Consider the following 25,176-nt stretch of genomic DNA (forward strand, 5'->3'; position numbering starts at 1 on the left):
GCGTCAGTCGCGCCAGTCCACGACCGCAGAGATCTTTCCGACAATGGTCCGCCAACCCAGACTTGCGGTTTGTGCCCCAATTTTCTTCAGCTTACGTCGACCGAGGAATCCGCCGATGCCGCCCTTGACAGACGCGCGTAGCGCGTCGTCCAGATCGTCGAGGCTGGAGCCGCTGGACAGCATGTCGAGCACGGCGGGCAGGCGCAGCGCGTACGACAGGTCGCGAGCGACCTCGCCCGCCTCGATGAGCAGCGTCGGAGCCCAGCTGTCGTGGCCACCCCGCAGGTTCTCCACTACCAGATCGAGCTCGTAGACGTCCTCCTCAAGCGGGGCGATGTCCGCCGGTTCCACCCGTTCGGACAATTCATTCCAGCTGTCCAGCTGGGACATATCGTTGGGCGCACCGGAACGGACGAAGCTGACCAGGGATTCCGGGGTCTTGAACAGCAGCAGCCGTCCCCGGTGACTCAGGAAGACGGGGACTTCCTCGTCGCCGTCGTCGTCCGCCTTCTCGTCGGCGTCCTCGTCGGCGTCGGAGTCCTTCTTCGAGGTGGACTTGCCCGAGGCGGACTTGCCCGACTCCTCGTCCTTGTCCTGCTTCTCGTCCTCGTCGCTCTCGGCGAACTCCCGGGCGACGTCCTCGTCGAGGATCACGACGTCGTCGTCCTCGTCGTCGGTCTCGACGACCTGCCGACGGGCCAGGAACGGGTCGTCGGCGTCGCGTTCCGCGACGTCGGTCGGGGTCAACTCACGGGCCGGCCGGTAGGCCCGCAGGGTGAAGCCGGTGCCGGCGGGCAGAGCGACCTCGATCGGGTCGATCCGCAGCTCGTCCCAGAGGGCGCGGGACGCCTGGGCCGCCGCGCTGTCCGCCTCCTCGACGTCCGACGACTCGTCGTCGGCCTCCCGCTCGGCGGGGTCCGGCTCGGCGACGGCCTCCGGCTCGGTGGCGTCCGGCTTGGCGGGGCCGGTGGTGTCATCGAGCTCGGGCTCGTCGGCGTCCGGCCGTTGGGGCGACTGGCGGGCCACGGTGACCTCCGTGTGCGTCGGGCTGCCCACTCACCGACTCGATGTCGATGAGTGACTCTGGGCACATACCCTAATGGGCTGCTCTGGGTAATCGGTGCCCGCACCCCGATGGCGGTCCCGACAACCCGTACGCCGCGCCGTCGCCGGCCGGTGCCGGTCGGCCCGGCATCGGTGACGCGCCGCACAGGTCAGGGCCGGTGCGGGCCGGAGAGCGCGAGGTAACCGTGCTCGGCGGCCTGCTGCACCACCCACTGGTCGCGGTACCAGCCCTCGGCGTCGACCAGGTCCGCGTGTGGTCCCCGCTGGACCACCCGCCCGGCGTCGAGCACCAGCACCTCGTCGAGCCCGTCGAGACCGGTGAGTCGATGCGTGATCAGAAGCACCGAATGCCCGGCCGGCGTGGCGGCCAGGGTGGAGGCGAGCACCTCGTCGGCGGCGACCGGGTCGAGACCCTCCGTCGGCTCGTCCAGCACCAGCACGCCGGGTGCGGCGAGCAACGCGCGGGCCAGCGCCAACCGCTGCCGTTGACCACCGGAGAGCTGCCCACCCTCCTCGCCGACCACGGTGTCCCAGCCCTCCGGCTGCGCCCGTACCCAGTCCGCCAGGCCGGCGGCCTCGGTGGCGGCGGCCAGTGCTGCCTCGTCGGCGTCGGGGCGGCCGAGGAGCAGGTTGTCCCGGACGGTGGCGTGGAAGACGTACGCCTCGGCGAGCAGCCCGCCGACCGCCCTCGGCAGGTCCTCCGGCGGGTACGTCGACACGTCGTGGCCGTCCAGACCCACCCGACCGCTGTCCGGGCGTACCGCACCGGTCAGCACGGCGGCGAGGGTGCTCTTGCCGGCCCCGCTCGGGCCCACCACCGCGATCCGGCGGCCGGGCGGCAGGTCGAGGTCGAACCGGTCGAGCGCGGCGGGCACCCCGGCCCGGTAACGGACCGTGACCTCCTCGAACCGTACCCGGGGGACGTCGCGCCGCTCCGTCGACGGGTTGTCCCGCCCACCGGTCGGCTCCCCGGCGGCGGCCGGTGTGTCGCGGCTCTCGGCGGCCGGCGTCAGCAGCGGGGCGACCCGGGCCAGTCCGGAGCGCAGACCGGTCCACTGCCGGGCGGCACCGACCAGCGCGAGGGCGATCTCCACGGCGGCCAGCGTGCCGACCGCCAACACCCCGATCCACGCGCCGGACACGTCGGTCCGCAGCGCCACGACCACCACGGCACCGGCGGTGAGCCCGGCGACCAGCACCCCGAGGGCGTCGACGGCGAAGCCGCGCGCGGCGAGCCGCCGCTCCAGCCGGGCGAGACGGCGGGCCCGCCCACCGGCGGCGTCGAGCGCGCTGGCGGTGGCACCGAAGGCGGCCAGGTCGGCGGCGCCGTGGGTCAGGTCGACCGCGTCGGTGGCGAGGGCACCGCGCAGTGGTGCCATCTCGGCGGCGGCCCGCCGGGTCAACGCGGTGGCCAGCAGCGGCAGGCCCACGCCTGCGACCAGCAGGCCGACGGCGAGGGTGAGCGCTGCCGGCGGCGAGATCAGTGCGGTCAGGCCGACGGCCACCAGGCTCACCGTCGCCGCGGCGGCGGCCGGGACGAGTACCCGCAGCAGCAGGTCCTGCACCGCCTCCACATCGGAGACCAGACGGCTGAGCGCGTCTCCGGTGCGCGGCGGGGCACCCCGTCGGGCGGCGAGCGTGGCGAACACCCGGGCCCGGACGTCGGTGACGAGCCGGAGCACCGCGTCGTGCCCGGCCAGCCGTTCCGTGTAGCGCAGCACGCCCCGGCTCACCGCGAGCGCCCGCACCGCGACGATCGCCACGGTGAGCCGGTCCAGTTCCGGCCGACCGGCGGCGGTCATCAACAGCCAGGTGGCGGTGGCCATCAGGGCGAGGGCGGCGAACTCGGTGGCCGCCGCGAGCAGTCCCGCTCCGACCAGCCGTCGCAGGTACGGCCGGGCCAACCGGAGTACGGCCGCCTCGGGCGACGAGTCGACACGGCGGGTCGTGGTGGCCGGAGCGGTGCTCATCGGGCCTCCCCGGCCGGTTGCGGGGTCAGCTCGGTGACCCGACCGTCCTCGACCCGCAGGATCCGGTCGGCGTCCTCCAGCAGCGCGGGGCGGTGTGCGACCAGCAGCGCGGTCCGTCCGGTCACCAGTCGACGGGTGGCCGACAGCACCGCCGCCTCGGCGGCGGCGTCCAGGCGGGCGGTCGGTTCGTCGAGCAGCACCACCGGTGCGTCCCGCAGGAACGCCCGGGCCAGCGCCACCCGCTGCCGCTGGCCGCTGGACAGGCCGTGCCCGCGTTCGCCGAGCCCGGTGTCCAAGCCGTCGGGCAGCGCGGCGACCACCTCGTCCAGCGCCGCGTCGCGCACCGCTGCGGTGATCGCCTCCGGTGCGGCGTCGGCGTGGCCGAGGCGGATGTTGTCGGCCAGCGACGCGGCGAACAGGTGGGCCCGCTGCGGCACCCAGGCCACCTGTCGACGCCACTCGTCGGCGTCCGCGCCGGCCAGGTCGACACCGCCGACGGTGACCCGCCCGGTGGTCGGTGCGACGAAGCCGAGCAGCAGCCCGAGCAGGGTGCTCTTGCCGGCGCCGCTCGGGCCGATGATCGCCACCCGCTCGCCGGGCCGGATGGTCAGCGACACGTCCCGCAGCGCGGTGGTGCGTTCGTACGCGACCGTCACCGCCTCGAACCGGATCTCGCCGCGCCCGTCGGGCGACGCACCGGAGCGGGGTACGGGCGTCGGCGCGGAACCGGAGAGCGTGAGCGCCTCGTCCAGCGCCGTGAGGCCCTCCATGCTGGCGTGGAACCGGCTGCCGGCGGCCCGCAACGGCAGGTACGCCTCCGGGGTGAGCAGCAGCACCAGCAGCGCGGTCTGGAGTGCCAGCCCGCCGTCGAGCAGGCGGAGACCGACCGGGACCGCGACCAGCGCCACCGACAGGGTGGCCACCAGCTCCAGCACCAGGGCGGAGAGGAAGGCGATCCGCAGGGTCTGCATGGTGGCGACCCGGTGCCCGTCGGCCATCCGCCGCACCGCGTCGGTCTGCGCGCGGGCCCGCCCGAACGCCCGCAGTGTGGGCAGCCCGGCCACCATGTCCAGGAAGTGCCCGCCGAGGCGGGACAGCCGCCGCCACTGCCGTTCGGTGGCGGCCTGGGCCTGCCAGCCGAGCAGCGCTCCGAAGATCGGGATGAGCGGCAGGGTCAGTGCGATGATCACCGCCGAACTCCAGTCGGCGAAGACGACCCGACCGAGCACCGCCACCGGCACCGTGACGCTCAGCACGAGCTGCGGCAGGTAACCGGTGAAGTAGGCGTCGAGCGCGTCCAGTCCACGCCCCGCCAGCGTGGCCAACTGTCCGGCCCGCTGGCCGGCGACCCAGCCCGGACCGTGCCGGGCGACCGCGCCCAGCAGATCGGCCCGCAGCGCGGCCTTCACCGTGGCCGCCGCCCGCGCCGAGACCGCGCCCTGCGCCCACACCACCAGCGCGCGGGCCGCGACGGCGGCCACCAGACCGGCCAGCGCGACGCGGTCCAGCCGCCCGGTGAACGCGGTCGCCAGGAGCATCGCCAGGGCGGTCGCCTGCGCCACGACCAGTCCGGCGGCGAGCACCCCGAGCAGCGCGAGCAGCACGAGGTCGCGTCGGGCCGCAGGGACCCGGCGCAGCAGCCGTGGGTCGAAGGGGCGGCGGCTCACCAGGGCACCGGTGCCCGACCGTCGGTCCGTCCCCGGAGAATCCGCCAGCACATCGCCTGGCAGCCTAGTCGGGACGCGCCGAGCGCCCGCGAGCGCGGAGCGGGTACGCGGGACACCACGTCGGTCGTCAGCTCAGGAACAGCGAGATGGGCAGGGCGGCCACGGTGGTGGCCACGGTCAGCGCGGTAGCACCGATCAGCCGGGCGGGGCGTTCCGCGACCATCAGCCGCTGCACCCGTACGTCCAGGTCCCGGTCGCCCAGACCGAGCGTGCCGACCGGCGTGATCCGGTTCTCGGCAGCGGCGAACCGGCGCAGCGCACCGGCCAGCGGGGCCTCCGCGTGCAGCTCCCGAGCCTTGTCGTCGGCACGCATCTCGACCAGCAGCGACACCCGCTCGTGCGCCTCGTGCACCCAGCGCAGCCACGGCAACGCCCGGCACAGCGCGGTGAACGGCATCAGCACCAGATCGTGCCGCTCCTCGGCGTGCGCCCGCTCGTGCGTCAGCACCGCCTCCAGCTCGGCCCGGTCGAGCAGACTCAACGTGCCGGCGCTGACCACCACCCGGGGCTTCACTCCCGGCAGGCAGTACGCCGCCGCACTCGGATGGTCGAGCACCAGCGCCCCGGGCACGGTGGGGTCCTGCCGGGCCACCAAAGCCAGCAGGTCCCGGTGCCGCCGCTGCGCGCGCACCGTGCCGTGGATGCTGCGTACCGTCGAGGTCAGCAGCACCGCGCCGATGCCGAACCCGACGCCGACCAGCCCCAGGTGCACCGGGCCGACGCCCACCGGAAGCGTGCTGTGCCACAGGTCGTTCGCGAGCGCCAGCAGCGCGCTGCCGGTGCCCCGGTCGTACGCGGCCAGCCCGATCGCGATCGGCAGGCCCACCGCGGAGAGGCCGGCGGCCAGGCCGACCGCCTGCCAGCAGAGGATCGCGACCCGAGGGGTACGCCAGGTCCAGGTGGAACGGGTGAGTACCTGCGCGATCAGCCAGCAGGCCAGCATCGCGGCGGCGAAGTGCACGGTCTGCGCCACGTCGTCGCCCCTACCGCTCCGCGGTCTCGTCGGCCCGACCCGGCCGGGTCGTCCGGTCCCGTCGGATCGCCTGTTCCGGTGCGGGTGCCTCGACCTGATCGGTCAACGCCGCACCGTCGCCCGGCCCGTCCGGCGTACCCGGGGTCATCCCGGCCTCGGCGGAGAGCGCGGCCCGCAGGACATCGGCCTCGGTGCCCGTCACCGAGCGGGCGAAGCGGACCAGTGCCGCGTCGCGGCTGCCACCCAGGTCCAGGGCGTCGAGCATGATCTGGGCGATGTACGCCTCGCGGCTGGCGGTGGCCCGATAGCGCCAGGCCCGCCCTTCCCGCTCGCGCTGCACCATGCCCTTGCCGGCGAGTCGGTCCAGCACCGTCATCACCGTCGTGTACGCCAACTCGCGCCCGGCCAGCACGTCGGCGACCTCGCGCACCGTCACCCCGTCGGACGCGGCGGGAACCGTGTCCCACAGCACGTCCATCACCGCACGCTCAAGATCCCCCAGCCGAGTCACCCCTGAATCCTACCCCCCGTAGTAGACCCCCCGCCCCGCACCCGCCTCCCACACCCGCTCCCCACACCCGCTCCCCACATGCCCCGCCGATCATGGAGCTCCGGCAGAGCTTCAGGCAGGATATGCACCCTTTGCCCGCGCCCCCACTCCATGATCGCCGCACCCGGCCCCCGGCGGCGCGAGAGCACGCCCCGCGAACACCCCCCGCAACCGGTGACTCAGCGAAAGGCGGCACCCGAAAGCCGCCACCAGAACTCCGACCGCGCCCAGGTCAGGTTTCCGGGGGGAGCCCACCCGCGTAGGGATCAAGCCTGACCGCCCGGAGCGGGTGGGCTCCCCCCGGAAACCCCCACAGCAAGAAAGGAATCACACCCCCTTGGGATGCCACACCGTCTTCGTCTCCAGCAACGCCGTCATCCGCCCGAGCCCCGGATCAGCCGACCAGTCGTGCCCGGAGCCCACCGGACGGAGTACCCGCTTGAGGTTCTCCGCGGCCTTGATCTCCAGGTCGACCGCCAGGTCCGCGTCGGTGACCCCGGTCAGGTCGATCGCGTTGACGTCCATGTGGGCGGCGAGCGTGGGTACGGTCTCCGGCAGCCGCCCGGTGAGGATGTTGACGACACCGCCGGGCAGGTCGGAGGTGGCGAGCACCTCGGCGAGGGTGATCGCGGCCAGTGGCGCGTCCGGGGAGGCGGCGACCACGACGGTGTTGCCGGTGACGATCGCCGGAGCGATCACGCTGACCAGGCCGAGCAGGGGCGGGCTCTCCGGGGCCACCACGGCGACCACGCCGGTCGGCTCGGGTGCGGAGAGGTTGAAGTAGGGGCCGGCGACCGGGTTCGCGCCGCCGTACACCTGCGGCAGCTTGTCGGACCAGCCCGCGTACCAGACCCAGCGGTCGGTGGCGGCGTCGACTTCGTCGGCGGGTACGCCGAGACCGATGAACTGGTCGCGGCGGCCCTCCAGCATCTCGGCGACGCGGTAGAGGATCTGACCCCGGTTGTACGCGGTCGCTCCGGCCCAGCCCTTCACGGCGGCGCGGGCGGCGACCACGGCGTCCCGGGCGTCCTTGCGGGAGGCCAGCGACACGTTGGAGTCCTGCACGAGATACGACCGTCCCGACTCGCTACGCGGGAACTTCCCGCCGATGAAGAGCTTGTACGTCTTGCGTACCGCGACCCGCTCAGACATTGAGGTACGCCTCCAGCCCGTGCCGGCCGCCCTCGCGACCGTAGCCCGACTCCTTGTAGCCGCCGAACGGCGAGGTGGGGTCGAACTTGTTGAACGTGTTGGCCCAGACGACTCCGGCGCGCAGCCGGTCGGCCATCCACAGGATGCGGGAACCCTTCTCGGTCCAGATTCCGGCGCTGAGCCCGTACGGCGTGTTGTTGGCCTTCTCCACGGCCTCGGCCGGGGTGCGGAAGGTCAGCACGGACAGCACCGGGCCGAAGATCTCCTCGCGGGCGATCCGGTGGGCCTGGGTGACGCCGGTGAAGATGGTCGGCGCGAACCAGAAGCCACGGTCCGGCAGCTCACACGGTGGCGACCAGCGCTGCGCGCCCTCGGCGGCGCCGGCTTCGGTCAGCTCGTGGATCCGGGCGAGCTGGGCGGCGGAGTTGATGGCACCGACGTCGGTGTTCTTGTCCAGCGGGTCGCCGACGCGCAGCAGCGCCATCCGACGCTTGAGCGATTCCAACACCTGCTCGGCGACGGACTCCTGGACCAGCAGCCGGGATCCGGCGCAGCAGACGTGCCCCTGGTTGAAGAAGATGCCGTTGACGATGCCCTCGACCGCCTGGTCGACGGGAGCGTCGTCGAAGACGATGTTGGCGGCCTTGCCGCCGAGTTCCAGGGTGAGCTTCTTGTCGGTGCCGGCGACGGCGCGGGCGATGGCCCGGCCGACGTCGGTGGAGCCGGTGAACGCCACCTTGTCGACGCCGTCGTGTTCGACCAGGGCGCGGCCGGTCTCGCCGGCGCCGGTGACGATGTTGACCACACCGGCCGGGAGGTCGGCCTGCTGGCAGATCTCGGCGAAGAGCAGCGCGGTCAGCGGGGTGGTCTCGGCGGGCTTGAGCACCACCGTGTTGCCGGCGGCGAGCGCCGGGGCGATCTTCCAGGCCAGCATCAGCAGCGGGAAGTTCCACGGGATGACCTGCGCGGCGACGCCGAGCGGTCGCGGGTTCGCGCCGAACCCGGCGTGCTCCAGCTTGTCCGCCCAGCCCGCGTAGTAGAAGAAGTGCGCGGCGACCAGCGGCAGGTCGACGTCGCGGGACTCCCTGATCGGCTTGCCGTTGTCCAGCGACTCCAGCACGGCCAGCTCACGCGAGCGTTCCTGGATGAGGCGGGCGATCCGGAACAGGTACTTGGCCCGGTCCCGGCCCGGCATCGGACCCCAGACCTTCTCGTACGCCGTCCGCGCGGCCCGGACCGCGCGGTCCACGTCCTGGCTGCCGCCCTCGGCGACCTCGGCGAGTACCTCCTCCGAGGAGGGGCTGATCGACTTGAAGCTGCCGCCGTCGGCCGGGTCGACGAAGGCGCCGTCGATGAACAGGCCGTAGGAGGGCTTGATCTCCACCACCGAGCGCGACTCGGGGGCGGGTGCGTATTCGAACATCGCGTTCAGTCCAGGGTGAAGTAGTCGGGACCGGCGTAGACACCGGTCGTCAGCTTGGTGCGCTGCATGAGCAGGTCGTTGAGGAGACTGGAGGCGCCGAAGCGGAACCAGTCCGGGTCCAGCCAGTCCGGCCCGACGGTCTCGTTCACCATGACCAGGTACTTGACGGCGTCCTTGGTGGTCTTGATGCCGCCGGCCGGCTTCACGCCGACCTGTCGACCGGTGGCGGCCCGGAAGTCGCGGACCGCCTCCAGCATGACCAGCGTCACCGGCAGGGTGGCCGCGACCGGGACCTTGCCGGTGGAGGTCTTGATGAAGTCGCCGCCGGCCAGCATCGCCAGCCAGGAGGCACGGCGTACGTTGTCGTAGGTGGCCAGTTCGCCGGTCTCCAGGATCACCTTGAGGTGGGCGTCCCCGCAGGCTTCCTTGGTCGCCACGATCTCGTCGTACACCTCGGCGTAGCGACCGGCCAGGAACGCGCCCCGGTTGATCACCATGTCGATCTCGTCGGCGCCCGCCTCGACGGCGGCCCGGGTGTCGGCGAGCTTGATCTCCAAGGGCGCCTGACCGGACGGGAACGAGGTCGCCACGCTGGCCAGGTGCACGTTCGAGCCGCGCAGCACCTCGGCCACGTGGGGGACCATCGCGGGATAGACGCAGACCGCGCCGACATGCGGGCAGGAGGGGTCGGCCGGGTCGGGGCGCAGCGCCTTGGCGGCGAGCGCGCGTACCTTGCCGGGGGTGTCCGCGCCTTCGAGCGTGGTGAGGTCGACCATTCGGATCGCGAGGTCGATCGCCTGTGCCTTGGCGGTGGTCTTGATGGAGCGGGTGCCGAGTTGGGCTGCCCGCTGCTCCGCGCCGACCTGGTCCACGCCCGGTAGGCCGTGCAGGAAGGTCCGCAGAGCGGTCTCGGATCGTCCCAGCTCGGAGAGGTCCGACCGGGCCGACGTCGCTGTCGCCGTCATGCGCCGAAGTCTACGCAGGCGGGAGCCACCCGATCTTGATCATGACGGCGGGCGGGTGTCCCGGGTGAGCGACGTCGCTGCTCGGGGCCGGGGCCCGTGCGTCGGGGTCCGGGGCGGGTAGGTTGAGCGATCGTGGACGTACACGTCATTGACCATCCGCTCGCCCAGTCCCGGCTGACCGCCATGCGGGACGAACGGACCGATTCCGCCTCGTTCCGGGCGGCGCTGCACGAACTCACCACCATGCTGGTGTACGAGGCAGCGCGCTCCTTCCCGATCGAGCGGTACCCGGTGCAGACCCCGGTGACCGGCACCGAGGGCACCCGGCTGGCCAACCCGCCGCTGCTGGTGCCGGTGCTGCGGGCCGGTCTCGGCATGGCCGACGCCGCGCTGGGTCTGCTGCCGGAGTCGTCGATGGGCTTCGTCGGGCTGGCCCGGGACGAGGAGACCTTCGAGCCGCGCGCCTACATGGAGTCGCTGCCCCGCGACCTGAGCGGCCTGCCGGTGCTGGTCCTGGACCCGATGCTGGCCACCGGTGGCTCGCTGGAGCACTGCTGCCGGCTGCTGGCCGACCGTGGCTGCACCGACATCACGGTGCTCTGCGTACTCGCCGCACCGGCCGGCATCGCCCGGCTGGAGCGGTCCGGCCTGCCGCTGCGTCTGGTCACCGCGTCGATCGACGACGGTCTCAACGACAGCATGTTCATCGTGCCCGGTCTCGGTGACGCCGGGGACCGCCAGTTCGGCGGCATGCCCCGGTTCTGATCCGTCTGTCGTCGTCCCACGCTCGTGGTGGCGGGTTTGTCGTGCGGGCGGTGGCATCGAGCGGCTACCGTCTCGGGCCATGACTGGTGTTCCGCTCGCCGAGGAACTGCTCCTGTTGGCGTACGACGACGAAACCGGCAAGGCGACCATGCCCCGGATCAGCCTCGACCTGGGCATGGCCGCCGCCGTGTTGATCGAGCTGGCCCTGGCGGGCCGGATCGCGTACGCCGAAGGCGCTCTGACGGTGGTCGACGCGACACCGACGGGCGAGCCGATCACCGACGACGTGCTGTCCCGGATCGCGGCGGACACCCCGCACAGCCCGTCCTCCTGGGTGCAGCGGCTGCGGCACGGTCTGCGCGACAAGGTCCTCGGTGACCTGTGCGCACACGGGGTGGTCCGGGACGTCGACGAGACGGAGATGGGCTTCATCCACGTGCACCGCTACCCGGTGCTGGACCCCTCGGTGGAGGCGGAGACCCGCCAACGGCTCGCCGCCGCGCTGACCGGTGAGGCACCCGACGAGCGGACCGCCGCCCTGGCGACGCTGGTCGCCGTACTCCGGATGGAGTCGGCGCTGGGGGCGACCGGCGAGGACGCCACCGAGGCCCTCCGCCGGTTGGAGGAGATCGCCAGTGGTGCCGGCTTCTCCGGCGAGGTGGGCCTGGAAAGCTCCGTGGTCCGCCCCTCGGTCGGCCTGGTGGTCGCCGCCCTGGGCCGCGCCGTCCAGGCCGCCCTCGGCCCCCGTCGCTGACCGGCCTGCCACACCCTTCATTCCGCCGCCCCGCCGCCCCGCCGCCCCGCCTCCCCCTCGCCGGTCTCGCCCAGCGCTTCGCCGATCATGGAGTTGCGTTTGGTGAATCGTACTGATCTGTCCACCTTCGCGACCGCCATAACTCCATGATCGCGTGGGTGTGGATGGAGGCGTGGTGGGGCGGGGAGGGGTGGTGGCGAGGGTCGGGGGCGCGGGTGGTCGGTCTGGACGGGGTTAGGCATCCAGCGGGGGTTCGACCGGCTTGAAGTCGCCGTCGTAGAGATCCAGTGACACGAACACCTGACGCGAGCCGCTGAAGGGATCCGAAGCCAGCCCGTACAGGCGGACGTGCGCGTTCGGGTGTCCCCGGAGTGCGTCGACGACCGTGTCGGCCTCGATGCCCGTGCGAACTCTGAGGCGCTCCCACTCGCCGGCGGGAACGCGGACGTCCTCGATCCGAATGCGTCTGAAGCTGCCTCGGCGGATCCGGGGCATCCACGACGAGTTCAGCGGCAGCTTGATCAGGATGCGCGTCAGTCCGTCGGCGGTTCTTTCGTGATCAACTCGGAGTTCGGCGTGAAATGCCACGTCGACCGCATCGCGATGCCCGACGTTGGACACCGTGGCGACGAGTTCCGTCGTTCCCTCGCCTGCTCCGGACGGCGTCACGGCCATCGGCGAGGACCAGGCAAGTTGTGGGGAAAACACTCGGAAGACTATCCAGAGCATGAGAATCGACTGAAAGACACCGATTGGAATCCCGACGAGAAGCGAGATCATGACGTCCATTGATGCGGGAACCTCCCTGGATGACGCGCCTTGATGGGGCAAAGGAACCTGCGTCGAATTGTCGCTCCGGGCATCCACTGTTCCAGTGATGGTCAAGCTCGCGAGGAATCCAGGTCCCGGCAGGGGCTGTGCACCTCGGTCGAGCGTGCACAGCCCGGCCGGCGGCGATCGAGCTCGTACACGTCGGTCGATGGACGCGCCGACGTGCGACACGACGGGTTCGGCCGAGCGCGGCATCTCGCTCAGGCCACGCGTGCAGGGCAGTCGTGACGCTGCCCGGTGGAGTGGGAGGTCAGTGCGGTAGGTGGGTGGTGCGGACGGCGGTGACGAAGGCGGACCAGGCGGTGGGCGTGACGGTGAGGGTCGGGCCGGTCGGGTCCTTGCTGTCGCGGATGCCGACGACGTCGGACAGGTTGTCGGCGACCTCGACGCACTCGCCGCCGTTGGTGCCGCTGCGGGTGCTGGTGCGCCACTGTGCGCCGGTCAGATCACTCATAGCACTCTCCCCGGATGGCATCGATGAGCTCCATCGATTCTCCCTCCCCGAGCGCGATGGATTCCAGCCCTCGCCAGACCCGCACGTAGGCGGCGATCTCGTGCGGCTGGTCGAGATAGAGCGCGCCGGTGAGCCCTTCGACATAGACGGTGGGTGGTTCGGACGGGCTTCCGAGCAGGGAATCCGGGAAGTCGAGCAGCACGAAAGTGCCCGCCTCGGCGGCGAGTGGCGGGCCGGCGGCGAGCGGCAGGACGCGGATCGAGATGTTGTGCCGTTGGCCGACGGCAAGCAGGTGGCGGAGTTGACCGGCCATCACCGGCCGGTCGGGCACCGGGCGGCGCAGCACCGCCTCGCTCAGCATCACGGTCAGTTCCGGAGCGGGTGGAAGCCGTCGCGTCAGTAGTCCCTGCCGCTGGATTCGGAAGTGCACCACCTTCTTCCGTTCCTCCTCGCCCAGATCGGGCCGGTTGTGCAGAAAGAGCGCGGTGGCGTACTCGGGAGTCTGCAGAATCCCCGGCACCAGTTCGGCGTTGTAGTACCGCACGCTACTCGCCACGTTTTCCAGCCCGACATAGAGCGAAAACCAGGCGGGGATGGACTGGCCGTACGCGTGCCACCATCCCTCGGCCTTGCTGACCTCGGCGAGCCCGACCAGCACGCTCGCCTGGTCGGGTGTGGCCTGGTAAAGCTCGCAGAGCACGCGCACGTCCGGACCCCTGGCCGGGGAGAGGCCGCGCTCGATCCGCCAGATCTTCTGTCGCGAGCAGTCGAGCCGGTCGGCTGCCGCCTCGATGCTGACCCTGGCATCGACCCGCAGTTGGGTGAGCAGCCTGCCGAGCTGCCGTCGCGGGACGGTCGAACCGTTCGTTGCATGCACCGTGCAACACTCCTCAGTTCCAGAATGCAACCAGATTCCGCCGTCGAGGAAACGTATTGCGAACTCGTTTCCGCCGGATGCGGAAATGGCGATGGTTGATGGAGTGATGCTATTTGTCGACGCGCAACGCGGGCAAGCGGTAGCGCTCGGTGATTGTGCTCGGGTGTTAGGAGGGGACCCCTGCTATGCACGAGGCGTTAATAAGGTGCCCTTCCTTACATCCCTAAAGCCCGCGCAACCTCCAGCCGCAACTCTCCGACGGCCGCCTCCGCGCGAGCACGGGCCGCCGCGACGTCACCGTCGGCGACCTGCTCGACCACCTCCAGGTACGCCTTGAGCTTCGGCTCGGTGCCGGAGGGCCGGATCACCACCCGGGCCGCCCCGGTACGCAGGATGATCACGTCCGCCTCGGGCAGCAGGTCCTGTGCTTCGGTGACCGGTTGGCCGAGCAGCGTGTCCGGGGTGGCCGCCCGGATCCGGGCCATCGCGTCGGCGATCAGCCGCAGGTCGTCGACGCGGACCGAGAGTTGATCGGTGTGGTGGACGCCGAACTCGGCGGCCAACTCGTCCAGCCGGTCGGTGAGCGTACGGCCCCGGGTCTTGAGGTCGGCGGCCAACTCGGCCACGGTCAGCGCGGCGGTGATGCCGTCCTTGTCGCGTACGTGGTCGGGGGCGACGCAGTAGCCGAGTGCCTCCTCGTAGCCGAACACCAGCGGCGCGGAGCCGTCCCCGGCCCGCACGATCCACTTGAACCCGGTCAGCGTCTCGCCGTACGGCAGGTTCCGGGCGGTGCACATCGCCCGCAGCAGCGACGACGAGACGATGGTGGTGGCGTACAGGCCGGTCACCCCGTGCCGCATCAGGTGGTCGGCGAGGAGCACCCCCACCTCGTCACCCCGCAGCATCCGCCAGCCCGCACCGCCCGCTGCGCCGCTCGGCCCACCCGCGACGGGGGCAGAGGGCGCGCTGGCCGGGGTCCGGACCGCTACGGCGCAGCGGTCGGCGTCGGGGTCGTTGGCGATGGCGAGATCCGCGCCGGTGGTGTCGGCGAGCGCGACGAGCAGGTCCACCGCGCCCGGTTCCTCCGGGTTGGGGAAGCTGACCGTCGGGAAGTCGGCGTCCGGTTCGGCCTGCTCCGGGACTACGCCGGGCACCGGGAAACCGGCGGCGGCGAAGGCGGCGGTGAGGACCGCCGCGCCGACGCCGTGCAGCGGCGTGTACGCCACCGTCAGGTCGCGGGATCCGCCGGGCGACACCACCTGCACCGCCCGTGCCACGTAAGCGGCCACCAGGTCGTCACCGAGCACCTCGCCCCCGGGACCGAGTGGCACCCGGCTCAGCGGGCCGACCGACCGGATGGCGGCCTCGATGCCGGTGTCGGCCGGCGGCACGACCTGCGCTCCGGCACCGGAGTCGCCGCCCAGTTCGGCACCGAGATAGACCTTGTAGCCGTTGTCCTGCGGCGGGTTGTGGCTCGCCGTCACCATCACCCCGGCGACCGCACCCAGTTGCCGCACCGCGTACGCGAGCACCGGAGTGGGCAGCGGGCGGGGGAGCAGCAGGGCCGGGCGACCCGCCCCGGTGGCCACCCGGGCGGTCTGCTCGGCGAACGCGCGGGAGCCGCGCCGGGCGTCGTACCCGATGACCACCGGGCCGGTGCCGCCCTCGGCGGCGAGCCAGGCGACCAGCCCGGCGGCGGCCTGGGTGACCACGGCGAGGTTCATGCCGTTGGGACCGGCGCGCAGCGGGCCGCGTAGCCCGGCGGTGCCGAAGGTCAGCGGCCCGGCGAAGCGGTCCGCCAGTTCGGCGGCGCTGTCCGGCAGGCGGTCGAGCACCGCCCGCAGTTCCGCCTGGTCGGCCGGGTCGGGGTCGTCGGCGAGCCAGCGCTGGGCTTGCTCGCGGATGGTGTCGATGTCAGTGGTCTCCGCCGCCATTGCCTCTTGATAGCACGGCGGCGGATCACCGTGGACGTCTCCCCGGTCAGCCGGCGGAGGTGAGCTGGAACGACTTGAGCATCTCGTCGTAGATCGGCTTGCTCTCGTCGAACCGGGCGTCGCTGACGGTCAGATAGAAGGAGTAGATCCGGCCCTCGTGGGCCACCCCGTGCCAGACGCCGTGCCGCATGGCCTCGCCGTCACCGCAGGTGTACTCGAACTCGGCCGACGGCTTGCCGGCCAGTTCCTTGTCCGCCATCGAGATCTGCGTGTACGGCTTGGCGCAGGAGTTGGACCGCGTCCTGAGGTTGTTCTCCGCGCTCTGCGCCCAGCGGGTCGAGCTGCCGGCCCACTTCTCGTTGAGGATGCGGACCCGGCGACCGCTGTCGTCCGGGTCGGTGTAGTCGATGTAGACGGCCCCGGCCGGGGCGGTCCGCTTCCAGCCCTTCGGCACCAGCATCTGCACGCCGCGCGCCGAGTGCTCCTGCATCTCGACCGGGTCCCCCTCGTCCGAGGAGTTGCCGGGTCCGGCGACCGGGTCGGTGACGGGCGGGTCGCCGCCGCCGGAGAGCGCCACCACGCTGATCAGCAGGACCAGCACCAGGCCACCGGCCGCCGCGAGCTGGACCTTGCGCGGCCAGCCCTTCACGGTCTCGACCGCGCGGGTCCCCGTGGCCTTGGCCTTGTCGAGGGGGCTGCTGCCGCCACCACCGGCGGGCGGTGCTGGTGCGCCGTACGGCTGGCGGGGCGCGGCGGGCCAGCGACCGCCGTAGTCGCCGCCGAGCTGCTGGGTGGCCTCCGGCCGGGCACCGAACCCGTACGCCCCGGCACCGATGTGCTGAGTCGCGTCCGCGCCGATGCGCTGGGTGGCGTTCGCGCCGATGTGCTGGGTGGCGTCGGCCCCGATCCGCTGGGTCGCCTCCGCACCACCGATCCGCTGGGTGGCTTCCGCACCACCGATGCGCTGGGTCGCCTCGGCCCCGCCGCCGTAGGTGCGGCCGGCGGACGAGGCGGCGTTCTGCTGACCCGGGCGGGCCAGCGCGTCGGCGCTGGTGTCCTCCATCGCGGCGGCACTGGCGGCGGTGGCCTTGCCGGGCCGCTCACCCCGGCTGAGGGCGGCCAGCCGGTCGGTCAGCGACTCACCGGGGGCGAGCATCGCCGGGCCGCCGATCTCGGCGGACGGCGTGGACTTCTTCGCCGGGGCGGCCGGCGCGGTGATCGGCGCGGACTGCTGCGGCATCCGCACCACGGAGTAGGGGTCGGTCATCGAGTTGACCGCGGACGCGGTGCTGCTCAGCGGGCCGGCGAGCAGTTCGCGCAGCATGGCGCGCGCGGTGTGCACGTCGAGTCGACGGGCCGGGTCCTTCTCCAACAGGCCCATCAGCACCCGGGTCAGCGGGCCGCTGCGCTGCGGCGGGGCCGGCGGGTCCTCGACCACCGCGTGCATGGTCTCGATCGGGTCGCCCCGGTCGAAGGGCGGTCGGCCCTCCACGGCGGTGTAGAGCGTCACGCCGAGGGAGAACAGGTCGCTGGGCGGGCCGAACTCCTGGCCCATGGCCCGCTCGGGCGAGATGAAGTGCGGCGAGCCCAGCACCATCCCCGGCGTGGTGAGCTGCACGTCGGTGGGCATCCGGGCGACACCGAAGTCGGTCAGCACGCAGCGACCGTCGGAGCAGATCAGCACGTTGGCCGGCTTGACGTCGCGGTGCAGCACCCCGATGGCGTGAGCCACCTCCAGGGCGCCGAGCAGCGCGATGCCGATCTTGGCGACCACCCGCTGGGCGATCGGCCCGTCCTCGATCACCATGTCGGCGAGGCTGCGGGCGTCCAGCAGCTCCATCACGATCCACGGGCGTCCGGCCTCGGTGACCACGTCGTACACCTGGACCACCGCCGGGTGGGCGATGGCGGCTGCCGCGCGGGCCTCGCGCAGGGTGCGTTCGTACATCGCGTCGCGGTCGCTGGGTGCCAGGCCGGGCGGTAGGACGACCTCCTTGACCGCCACGTCGCGCCGCAGAAGTGTGTCTGTGGCCCGCCAGACCGTGCCCATGCCACCGTTGCCCACCGTGGAACGCAACGAGTACCGGTCACCGATGACGGTGCCGGGTGTCGCGCGGCCGTTGGTAGGGATGCTGACTGGTCCGCCGCTCCACGTCGGGATCTGAGTCACAGAAAAGCCACCGGGGGAAGTCGAGGGGGCTGGGACACAACCTCTCTATCTTGCTGGTTCAGACGCCCGATGCGAAACCCGGCGCGGCGGACGTTTACCGACCGGAACGGTACGTGTGCAGGTCCTCACGTCGAGTGGTGGCGTCGAGCGGGCCAGTGTGCGCTATCCCTCACCCAGTGACCAGCACATTCGTCCTACCATCCGGTGATGAGCGAACGGCGGCGGTCAAGCGAGTCCGGCTTCCCGATCGAGGGCGTCTACACGGCGGAGCACCTGCCGGGTGATCTGGACTCCCGGCTGGGCGCTCCCGGCGAGTACCCGTACACCCGTGGGGTCTATCCCACCATGTACACCTCCCGCCCGTGGACCATGCGTCAGTACGCCGGCTTCGGCACCGCCACGGAGTCCAACGCGCGGTACCACCAGTTGTTGCGGGCCGGCACCATGGGTCTCTCCGTCGCCTTCGACCTGCCCACCCAGATGGGGTACGACTCCGACGACCCGATCGCCTCCGGCGAGGTCGGCAAGGTCGGGGTCGCCATCGACTCCATCGAGGACATGCGGCTGCTCTTCGACGGCATCCCGCTGGACAAGGTCTCCACCTCGATGACGATCAACGCGCCGGGCTCGGTACTGCTGCTGCTCTACCAGCTCGTCGCCGAGGAGAACGGGGTGCCGGGCGCCGCGCTCAACGGCACCATCCAGAACGACATCCTCAAGGAGTACATCGCGCGGGGCACCTACATCTTCCCGCCGAAGCCGTCGTTGCGGCTGGTCGCCGACACGTTCGGCTACTGCCGGACCGAGGTGCCGAAGTGGAACACCATCTCGATCTCGGGCTACCACATGGCCGAGGCCGGTGCCTCCCCGGTGCAGGAGATCGCCTTCACGCTGGCCAACGGCGTCGAGTACGTCCGCGCCGCGATCGCCGCCGGGCTGGCCGTGGACGACTTCGCGCCCCGGCTGTCGTTCTTCTTCGTCGCCCGCACCACGCTGCTGGAGGAGGTGGCGAAGTTCCGGGCGGCCCGGCGGATCTGGGCTCGCCTCATGCGCGACGAGTTCGGGGCGAAGAACCCGAAGTCGCTGATGCTCCGCTTCCACACCCAGACCGCGGGCGTGCAGTTGACCGCCCAGCAGCCCGAGGTGAACCTGGTCCGGGTCGCGGTGCAGGGGCTGGGCGCGGTGCTCGGCGGCACGCAGTCGCTGCACACCAACAGCTTCGACGAGGCGATCGCGCTGCCCACCGAGAAGGCGGCCCGGTTGGCGCTGCGGACCCAGCAGGTGCTCGCGTACGAGACGGACCTGACCGCCACGGTGGACCCGTTCGCCGGGTCGTACGTGGTGGAGGCGATGACCGCCGAGATCGAGGCGGCGGCGGACGCGCTGATGGGCCGCGTCTTCGAGTTCGGGTCGTCGGTGGAGGCCATCGAGGCGGGTTTCCAGAAGCGCGAGATCGAGCAGTCCGCGTACCAGATCGCGCAGGAGATCGACTCGGGTGAGCGGGTGGTGGTCGGGCTCAACCGGTTCACCATCGACGCCGAGGAGCCGTACGAGCCGCTGCGGGTCGACCCGGCCATCGAGGCGGCGCAGGGCGAGCGGCTGGCCAAGCTGCGGGCCGGGCGGGACGGCGCGGTCGTCGAGCGGGCCCTGACCGAGTTGCGGGAGGCCGCTTCGGGCACCGGCAACGTGCTCTACCCGATGAAGGCCGCCCTGCGGGAGCGGGCCACCGTCGGCGAGGTGTGTGGGGCGCTGCGCGAGGTGTGGGGCGTCTACCGCCCGACCGACCGCTTCTGAGTCGTTCTCGGCACTCTTCCGGTCGCTTCTCGCCACTCTTCCGGTCGCTGTACGTGTCGACGCGGCCGTCTCCGGGTATCCCGTCCGAATGATCTCGTTGACGCACACCCTGTGCGGTCGAGGACTGTCCGGACGTGTGAACGTCCACCGGTGCCGATCGCCGTGGGTGGTCGGGTAATTGTCGTACCGTCAGTTCATCGCGCCGACTAATGCGACAATTCGGAACGACGGGCGACGAGTTTCGACAAGATTCTCCGCCCGCATCCCCGATTACGCGTTGTAGGAGGTGGGGGGCGGATGGCAGCGTACGAACGCGATCTACCTGCTGTCCCACCCGTCTACGGGCACTCCAAGCAGGGCATACGTGACGCTGTGCGGTCCGACCATCACCGGAACGAGGTTGCGCAGAGTTACCTTCAGGGGTCTACGCTGTCTGCTGTCCCCGATGATCCATCCATTTCTAGTGATCGAGAATTCGACGTGACGAGTGCGTTGACCATGCCGACCGGCGAGCAATTGGCGTCGTCCTGGCCCGAGGCGCCACCGACCGGTGGCCAGCCCCTGCCGTCCGAGCTGGACCACCTGCTCGCCCTCCGGGTACCGGGCCTTATCGCCACGCGCCGTCACATTCACGCGCATCCGGAGCTGTCCGGTTCGGAGTTCGACACCGCCGCCCTGATCGCCCGGGAACTCACCCTGGCCGGGCTCAGCCCCCGGATGCTGCCGAAGGGCAACGGGGTCATCTGCGACGTGAACGGCCGCCCCGACGGGCCGGTGATCGCGCTGCGCGCCGACATCGACGCGCTGCCGCTGACCGACGTCAAGGACGTGCCGTACCGCTCCACCGTGGACGGGGTCTGCCACGCCTGCGGGCACGATGTGCACACCACGATCCTGCTCGGTGTCGGCATGCTGCTCGCCCAACTCGCCGACCTGGGCGAGCTGCCCGGCCGGGTCCGGTTGATCTTCCAGCCGGCCGAGGAGATCCTGCCCTGCGGATCGCTCGAAGTGATCGAGGCGGGCGGACTGGACGACGTGGTGCAGATCTTCGCGCTGCACTGCGACCCGAACCAGCCGGTCGGCAAGGTCGGCCTGCGGGTCGGGCCGATCACCGCCGCCGCCGACAACGTGACCGTCCGGCTCACCGGGCCGGGCGGGCACACCGCCCGCCCGCACCTGACCGTCGACCTGGTCGACGCGCTCGGCCGGCTGATCACCGAGGTGCCCGCGCTGATCAGCCGCCGGGTGCCGGCCAACAGCGGGCTGCTGCTGGTCTTCGGCCACGCCTCCGCCGGCACCCGCTACAACGTCATCCCCTCCGAGGCGTCCGCCTCCGGCACGCTGCGGGTGATGGACCGGGACGCCTGGGAACAGGCCCCGAAGATCGTCACCCAGGTGGTCCGGGACGTGATCGCCCCCACCGGGGCCACGGTCGACCTGGAGTACCTGCGGGGCCGCCCGCCGGTCTGCAACGACGCGGCGGCGATCAACGTGCTGACCTCGGCCACCGTCGCCGCGCTCGGCCCGGAGGGCGTCGCCGAGACCCCGCAGAGCATGGGCGGCGAGGACTTCTCCTGGTATCTGGAGTACGTCCCCGGCGCGCTGGCCCGGCTCGGGGTCGGCCGCTCCGGGCCGAACGTGGACCTGCACCGGGCGTCGTTCGACGTGGACGAACGGTGCATCCCGGCGGGCGTACGACTCATGGTGCAGACCGCGCTCCAGGCACTGGCGGCGGTTCGCTGACCGACGACGACCCGAGGCCCACCCCGGGCGGTGGCGGCGTGCCGATCGGCGCGACCAGCACCGGCTCGGGGCGGACCCGGCGGCGTCGGCGGTGGCTCCACCACCAGAGCGCGCCCAGCGGTACGCCGAGGACCAGCAGCCAGGGCAGCACCGCGCCGAGCACGGTGAGCAGGACGGTCATCGAGGCGAGAAAGACCGTCCAGCCCCCGCTCAGCCCGGCCAGGAAGCCGATCTCCCGCTCCTCGTCGGCGGTGCTGGCGTCCGGCCCCACCAGCGTCACGGTGATCGTGGAGAGCGCGGTCAGATCGGCGAGCCGCCGCTTCTTCGCCTCCAGCGAGGCGAGGTCGGCCTCCCGTCGGGCCAGCTCGTTCTCCAGGCTGACCAGGTCGGCGATCGAGTCGGCCCGGTCGAGCAGCCGGCGACCGCTCTCCACCCGGGCCCGCTGGGTGGCGATCCGCGCATCGAGGTCGACGGTCTCCTCGGTGACGTCCTCGGTGTCGATCTGCCGGCGTTCCTGCCGACCGAGACCGGCCAACTCCTCGACCACCGGATAGAACCGGTCCGCCGGCACCCGCAGGGTCAGTTCCGCGACCGCGTCCGCGTCCGAGCTGCGGCGCTGGTCGCCGCCGACGAAGCCACCCACCCGGGTGGCCGCACCGGTCGCCGCCCGTGCCGCGGCCTCCACGTCGTCCACCTGCACCCGGATGGATCCGGTGTAGACGATGGACCGCTGGTCGACCCGGGTGTCCGCCGCCGCGCCGGCACCGCCCCGCTGATCCGCCGGACCGGGCCGCTCGCCCGCCGGACCGGCGCCGTCCGCCGCCTGCGGCGCGGCGGCCCGGCCCGCCTCGTCGGAGGTCGCCGCGCTGTCGCTGCCGCTGTCGCCACTGCCGCAGCCGGTCACCACCAGCAGCATGACCAGCGCAGTCAGTCCCGTCGCCGCGTGCCGGCGGGCTCTTGTCGGAGTCATCGATGTTCCCTTCTTCGACCCTGAGCGGGTGATAGCTCGGACGTCGAGCGCTGCCTCCCCGGTTCCGGCAGACTGCGCTCAGGACGTCACGATTCGATATGGGAGGCATCACGATGCGGATCACCAAGTACGCCCACTCGTGCCTGCGGGTCGAGCACGACGGGGGAGTGCTGGTCGTCGATCCGGGTGTGTTCAGCGAGGCCGCCGTGGCACTGGACGGGGCCGACGCGGTCCTGATCACCCACGAGCACCAGGACCACGTGGACGCCGAGGCGATCAACCGGCAACTGGCCCGGCGGCCGTTCACCATCCACGGACCGGCCTCGGTGGCCGGACCGCTCGGCGACGCGGCCGAGGCGCTGCGCCCGGTCGCCCCCGGAGACACGTTCACCGCCTCCGGTGTCCCGGTCCGCGCCTACGGCGGTCGGCACGCGGTCATCCACCCGGACATCCCGCTCGTCGACAACCTCGGCTACCTGCTGGACGAGGTGGTCTACCACCCCGGCGACGCGCTGTTCGTGCCGGACGACATCCAGGTCGACACGCTCTTCGCCCCGATTCACGCGCCCTGGTCGAAGTTCTCCGAGGTGGTCGACTTCATCCGGGCGGTGGCACCGCGCCGGGTCTACGCGCTGCACGACGCCCTGCTCAACGGCAACGGCCTCGCGGTGCTCGACCGGCAGTACACCGCCCTGTCCGGCAGCGAGTACCGACGGCTGGAGCCGGGCAGCCGGCTCGACGGCTGAGTCGATGCCCGCACCGCCGTCCGACCCGGTGCCGCGGCTCTACCGCACGCCACCGGACCGTTTCGTCGCCGCCCGCGACGAAGCGGTGGCGCAGGCCCGGCACGCCGGGGACGTGCGGGGAGCCCGCGAGATCGCCCGACTTCGTCGCCCCACGGTCGCCGCCTGGCTGGTCAACCTGCTCGCCATCGAGCGACCCGAGCTGGTGGGCGACCTGGCGCAGTTGGCCGACGCGTTGCGGGACGCCCAGCGCGAGCTACGCGGTCCGCGCCTGCGGGAACTCTCCGCGCAGCGGCGGTCCGTGGTCGCCGCCCTGGTCGCCGAGGTACGCCGGCTCGCCGCCGACGTGCCGGGGGCGCCGTCGGCCGGGAAGCTGCCGCTGGCCGAGGTCGAGGCGACCCTCAACGCGGCCCTCGCCGACCCCGGCGTGGCCGAGCAGGTGCGATCCGGTCGACTGCTCCGCCCCGCCCACTACGCCGGGTTCGGCGAGGTGCCCCGGCCCCAACTGCGGCTGGTCACCGGCGAGGAGGAGCCGCCCGCACCGGCGCCATCCGACCGTCGGCAGGACCGCGGCGCGATGCGGGCCGAACAGGCCCGACGGGCCGCCCGTGCCGAGCTGACCCGCCGCCGCAGGGCGCTGGAGAAGGAGCTGACCCGGGCGCGTACCGACCAGGAACGGGCCGAGACGGACCTCGACGCCGCGCAGTCCGCCGAGCGCGCCGGCACGGCCGCGCTGGACGCGGTCGAGACGGAACTGGCCGAGATGGAACGCCGCCGGGCCGTCACCGAGCAGGAACTGAGCCGGTCCCGACTGGCCCGCCGGGCCGCCGAACGGGCCGCCGCCGTCGCCCGGCGACGCACCGGTGAGGTGGAGGCCGCGATGGAGGCGTTGACCGCCGAGGAGGGGGATGCCGACTCGGGCACCGGCGCGGCAGACTGATCCGTCATGGACGGACCTTCGGTCGGATCCTTCGTGGACGGACGCTCGGACGCCTGCGCGCCGGGCGGCACCGCATGACCCCGGAACAGGTGGCGGCGGCCAGCAAGCCGGTGGTGCTCGCGCTCGGCGAGGCGTACGTCCGGTGCCCCACCACGCTGCGTCGGGCCCGGCTGCTCGGCATCTCCGGCTGGGCCTTCTACATCACCGGGCGCGCCGGGGCACTGGGTGACGTACGGGCCGAGACGGTCGCCGCCGCGCTCGGGTTCATCGCCCCCGACGCCGTCGCCGACGGCTGGGACGCCGCCGCCCGCACCGTACGCCCCACCGAGGTGGCCGCCGCCAGCCTGGCCGAGTGCTGTCGCTGGGGCGAGGACCAGCTTTCCGCGCTGCCCCGCGTCGACCGGCTCGCCACCCTCCTGGAACGGACCGTCGCGGCGGCCGACGCCAGCGCCATGCCGCTCTTCGCCGCCTGGCGGGCCGTGCCCTCCGAGCCGGGGAGCCCGGGTGCGCGGGCCGCCGCCGGGCTGCGCCTGCTCCGCGAGCACTTCACCGGCGCGCACCTGGTGGCCGTACGGGCCGGCGGGATGACGCCGCTGGAGGCGGTGCTGGCCGGGCCGGAGGGCGAGAGCGGGGCGATGGCCTGCGGGTGGCCGCCACCGTACCCGCCGGTCGGGCCGCTGGTGCGTCGCCGGCTCTGGGCCGAGGCGGTGACCGACCGTCTGGTCGCGCCCGCCTTCGCCGTGCTCGGCCCGGCCGACGGCGCCGAACTGGTCGAGTTGTTGACCGAGGCGCGGGCGCACACGCAGGGCTGACCGGCGGTGTCGGGCGGTGACCGGCGTCCGGCTCGGCGGGGGTGCCGGGCAGGGCGCCGCCGGTCGGTAGCAGACTGGGGGTGTGGGAGACGCGCTAGGCCGACGCCGTGCCGGTGGGGCGGGACCGCAGCTCGACGACGTAGTCGTCCGGCGCGCCCGCCTTCTCGGCGGCGTTCGCGATCTCCGAGACGTACCACGAGGTGGGCAGGCCACCCTCGTAGCCGTCGAAGACGTACACCCACGCCGTCACGTCGCCGTCCAGCGTCGAGACCCGGACGGTCAGCTTCCGGTACGTACCGGCGGTGACACCCTCGATCTCGTCGAGCTGGGCCGCGTCGTACGCGTGGATGTCGTAGAGCGCCACGAAGACGCGGTCGCCGGGGGACTCGACCACGGTGCTGACGGCACCCTCCCAGCCGATCACGTCCTCGCCGGCGAAGGTGAGTCGCCAGCCTTCCAGCCAGCCGATGCCCACCATGGGGGAATGCGGGCAGTAGGCCCGCATTCGGGCAGGGTCCAGGTTCGAGCCGTAGGCGGCGTACAGACGCACGGCGATGACGATAG

Annotated in this window: 23 protein-coding genes; 7 read left to right on the forward strand and 16 right to left on the reverse strand. The window is 72.2% G+C overall.

All coding sequences use genetic code 11. The features are described 5' to 3' along the window. Positions 1–3 precede the first annotated feature (3 nt). The 8 genes from ABZ738_RS07120 to deoC all read right to left on the reverse strand — a co-directional run bounded on the left by ABZ738_RS07120 (position 4) and on the right by deoC (position 9,825). A complete protein-coding gene (locus ABZ738_RS07120) occupies positions 4–1,056 on the reverse strand; it encodes a DNA primase (RefSeq protein ID WP_131057309.1) in 1,053 nt (350 codons plus the stop codon). A 158-nt stretch (positions 1,057–1,214) separates the two neighbouring features. Beyond that, entirely contained in the window at positions 1,215–3,035 is a 1,821-nt protein-coding gene (cydC, locus tag ABZ738_RS07125) for a thiol reductant ABC exporter subunit CydC (RefSeq protein WP_357211661.1), read from the reverse strand. After that, positions 3,032–4,702: a thiol reductant ABC exporter subunit CydD gene (gene cydD / locus ABZ738_RS07130; protein WP_131054601.1), complete on the reverse strand. Its 1,671-nt coding sequence runs from the start codon at positions 4,700–4,702 to the stop codon at positions 3,032–3,034. The genes cydC and cydD overlap by 4 nt, the downstream gene beginning before the upstream one ends. Positions 4,703–4,829: 127 nt before the next feature. Then, positions 4,830–5,735: a M56 family metallopeptidase gene (locus tag ABZ738_RS07135; RefSeq protein WP_131054600.1), complete on the reverse strand. Its 906-nt coding sequence runs from the start codon at positions 5,733–5,735 to the stop codon at positions 4,830–4,832. A 10-nt stretch (positions 5,736–5,745) separates the two neighbouring features. Then, positions 5,746–6,246, reverse strand: a complete 501-nt coding sequence (locus ABZ738_RS07140) for a BlaI/MecI/CopY family transcriptional regulator (RefSeq protein WP_176092538.1) — start codon at positions 6,244–6,246, stop codon at positions 5,746–5,748. Positions 6,247–6,612: 366 nt separating this feature from the next. Further along, positions 6,613–7,437: an aldehyde dehydrogenase family protein gene (locus ABZ738_RS07145; RefSeq protein ID WP_357211664.1), complete on the reverse strand. Its 825-nt coding sequence runs from the start codon at positions 7,435–7,437 to the stop codon at positions 6,613–6,615. After that, on the reverse strand, positions 7,430–8,860 hold the full coding sequence (locus tag ABZ738_RS07150) for an aldehyde dehydrogenase family protein (protein WP_131054597.1): 1,431 nt from the start codon (positions 8,858–8,860) through the stop codon (positions 7,430–7,432). The genes ABZ738_RS07145 and ABZ738_RS07150 overlap by 8 nt, the downstream gene beginning before the upstream one ends. A 5-nt stretch (positions 8,861–8,865) precedes the next feature. After that, positions 8,866–9,825 carry a deoxyribose-phosphate aldolase gene (deoC, locus tag ABZ738_RS07155; protein WP_357211667.1) on the reverse strand — a complete coding sequence of 320 codons (960 nt, stop codon included), beginning with the start codon at positions 9,823–9,825 and terminating at the stop codon, positions 8,866–8,868. A 132-nt stretch (positions 9,826–9,957) separates the two neighbouring features. On the opposite strand from deoC, the gene upp reads away from it, so the two are divergent. Together upp and ABZ738_RS07165 are read left to right on the forward strand one after the other, a co-directional pair. Then, positions 9,958–10,590: a uracil phosphoribosyltransferase gene (gene upp / locus ABZ738_RS07160; RefSeq protein WP_131054595.1), complete on the forward strand. Its 633-nt coding sequence runs from the start codon at positions 9,958–9,960 to the stop codon at positions 10,588–10,590. A gap of 79 nt (positions 10,591–10,669) precedes the next feature. Then, on the forward strand, positions 10,670–11,344 hold the full coding sequence (locus ABZ738_RS07165) for a GPP34 family phosphoprotein (RefSeq protein WP_176092542.1): 675 nt from the start codon (positions 10,670–10,672) through the stop codon (positions 11,342–11,344). A 17-nt stretch (positions 11,345–11,361) separates the two neighbouring features. On the opposite strand, the gene ABZ738_RS07170 is transcribed toward ABZ738_RS07165, so the two are convergent. From ABZ738_RS07170 to ABZ738_RS07195, 6 genes are all read right to left on the reverse strand, one after another. After that, positions 11,362–11,484, reverse strand: coding sequence for a hypothetical protein (locus ABZ738_RS07170; protein WP_357211669.1), 123 nt, complete (start codon positions 11,482–11,484; stop codon positions 11,362–11,364). A gap of 94 nt (positions 11,485–11,578) precedes the next feature. Further along, the gene (locus tag ABZ738_RS07175; protein ID WP_357211671.1) at positions 11,579–12,133 is read right to left on the reverse strand and encodes a hypothetical protein; all 555 of its coding nucleotides are present in this window, start codon (positions 12,131–12,133) and stop codon (positions 11,579–11,581) included. A 292-nt stretch (positions 12,134–12,425) separates the two neighbouring features. Then, positions 12,426–12,629 carry a DUF397 domain-containing protein gene (locus ABZ738_RS07180; RefSeq protein WP_357211673.1) on the reverse strand — a complete coding sequence of 68 codons (204 nt, stop codon included), beginning with the start codon at positions 12,627–12,629 and terminating at the stop codon, positions 12,426–12,428. After that, complete coding sequence (locus ABZ738_RS07185; protein ID WP_357211675.1) at positions 12,622–13,506, reverse strand: helix-turn-helix transcriptional regulator; 885 nt, start codon at positions 13,504–13,506, stop codon at positions 12,622–12,624. The genes ABZ738_RS07180 and ABZ738_RS07185 overlap by 8 nt, the downstream gene beginning before the upstream one ends. Positions 13,507–13,721: 215 nt before the next feature. Next, positions 13,722–15,440, reverse strand: a complete 1,719-nt coding sequence (locus tag ABZ738_RS07190) for a phospho-sugar mutase (RefSeq protein WP_357211676.1) — start codon at positions 15,438–15,440, stop codon at positions 13,722–13,724. A 46-nt stretch (positions 15,441–15,486) separates the two neighbouring features. Further along, positions 15,487–17,610, reverse strand: a complete 2,124-nt coding sequence (locus tag ABZ738_RS07195) for a serine/threonine-protein kinase (RefSeq protein WP_131054491.1) — start codon at positions 17,608–17,610, stop codon at positions 15,487–15,489. Positions 17,611–17,817: 207 nt separating this feature from the next. Between ABZ738_RS07195 and ABZ738_RS07200 the strand changes: the two genes are divergently transcribed. Together ABZ738_RS07200 and ABZ738_RS07205 are read left to right on the forward strand one after the other, a co-directional pair. Continuing rightward, a complete protein-coding gene (locus ABZ738_RS07200; RefSeq protein ID WP_357211678.1) occupies positions 17,818–19,404 on the forward strand; it encodes a methylmalonyl-CoA mutase family protein in 1,587 nt (528 codons plus the stop codon). Positions 19,405–19,884: 480 nt separating this feature from the next. Beyond that, a complete protein-coding gene (locus ABZ738_RS07205; RefSeq protein WP_131054493.1) occupies positions 19,885–21,147 on the forward strand; it encodes an amidohydrolase in 1,263 nt (420 codons plus the stop codon). Here ABZ738_RS07205 and ABZ738_RS07210 read toward each other — a convergent pair. After that, complete coding sequence (locus ABZ738_RS07210; protein ID WP_357211681.1) at positions 21,104–22,117, reverse strand: DUF4349 domain-containing protein; 1,014 nt, start codon at positions 22,115–22,117, stop codon at positions 21,104–21,106. The genes ABZ738_RS07205 and ABZ738_RS07210 overlap by 44 nt on opposite strands. A 113-nt stretch (positions 22,118–22,230) precedes the next feature. On the opposite strand from ABZ738_RS07210, the gene ABZ738_RS07215 reads away from it, so the two are divergent. The 3 genes from ABZ738_RS07215 (at position 22,231) to ABZ738_RS07225 (ending at position 24,612) form a co-directional block, all read left to right on the forward strand. After that, positions 22,231–22,863: an MBL fold metallo-hydrolase gene (locus tag ABZ738_RS07215; RefSeq protein ID WP_357211683.1), complete on the forward strand. Its 633-nt coding sequence runs from the start codon at positions 22,231–22,233 to the stop codon at positions 22,861–22,863. A gap of 4 nt (positions 22,864–22,867) precedes the next feature. Beyond that, positions 22,868–23,800 carry a hypothetical protein gene (locus tag ABZ738_RS07220; RefSeq protein ID WP_357211685.1) on the forward strand — a complete coding sequence of 311 codons (933 nt, stop codon included), beginning with the start codon at positions 22,868–22,870 and terminating at the stop codon, positions 23,798–23,800. Positions 23,801–23,874: 74 nt separating this feature from the next. Further along, on the forward strand, positions 23,875–24,612 hold the full coding sequence (locus tag ABZ738_RS07225; RefSeq protein ID WP_357211687.1) for a hypothetical protein: 738 nt from the start codon (positions 23,875–23,877) through the stop codon (positions 24,610–24,612). Positions 24,613–24,706: 94 nt separating this feature from the next. Here the strand turns inward: ABZ738_RS07225 and ABZ738_RS07230 are convergent, their stop codons facing one another. After that, entirely contained in the window at positions 24,707–25,162 is a 456-nt protein-coding gene (locus ABZ738_RS07230; protein ID WP_131055326.1) for a gamma-glutamylcyclotransferase, read from the reverse strand. Positions 25,163–25,176: the final 14 nt, after the last annotated feature.

Source organism: Micromonospora sp. NPDC047793 (genome assembly GCF_040642635.1).
GTDB lineage: Bacteria > Actinomycetota > Actinomycetes > Mycobacteriales > Micromonosporaceae > Micromonospora.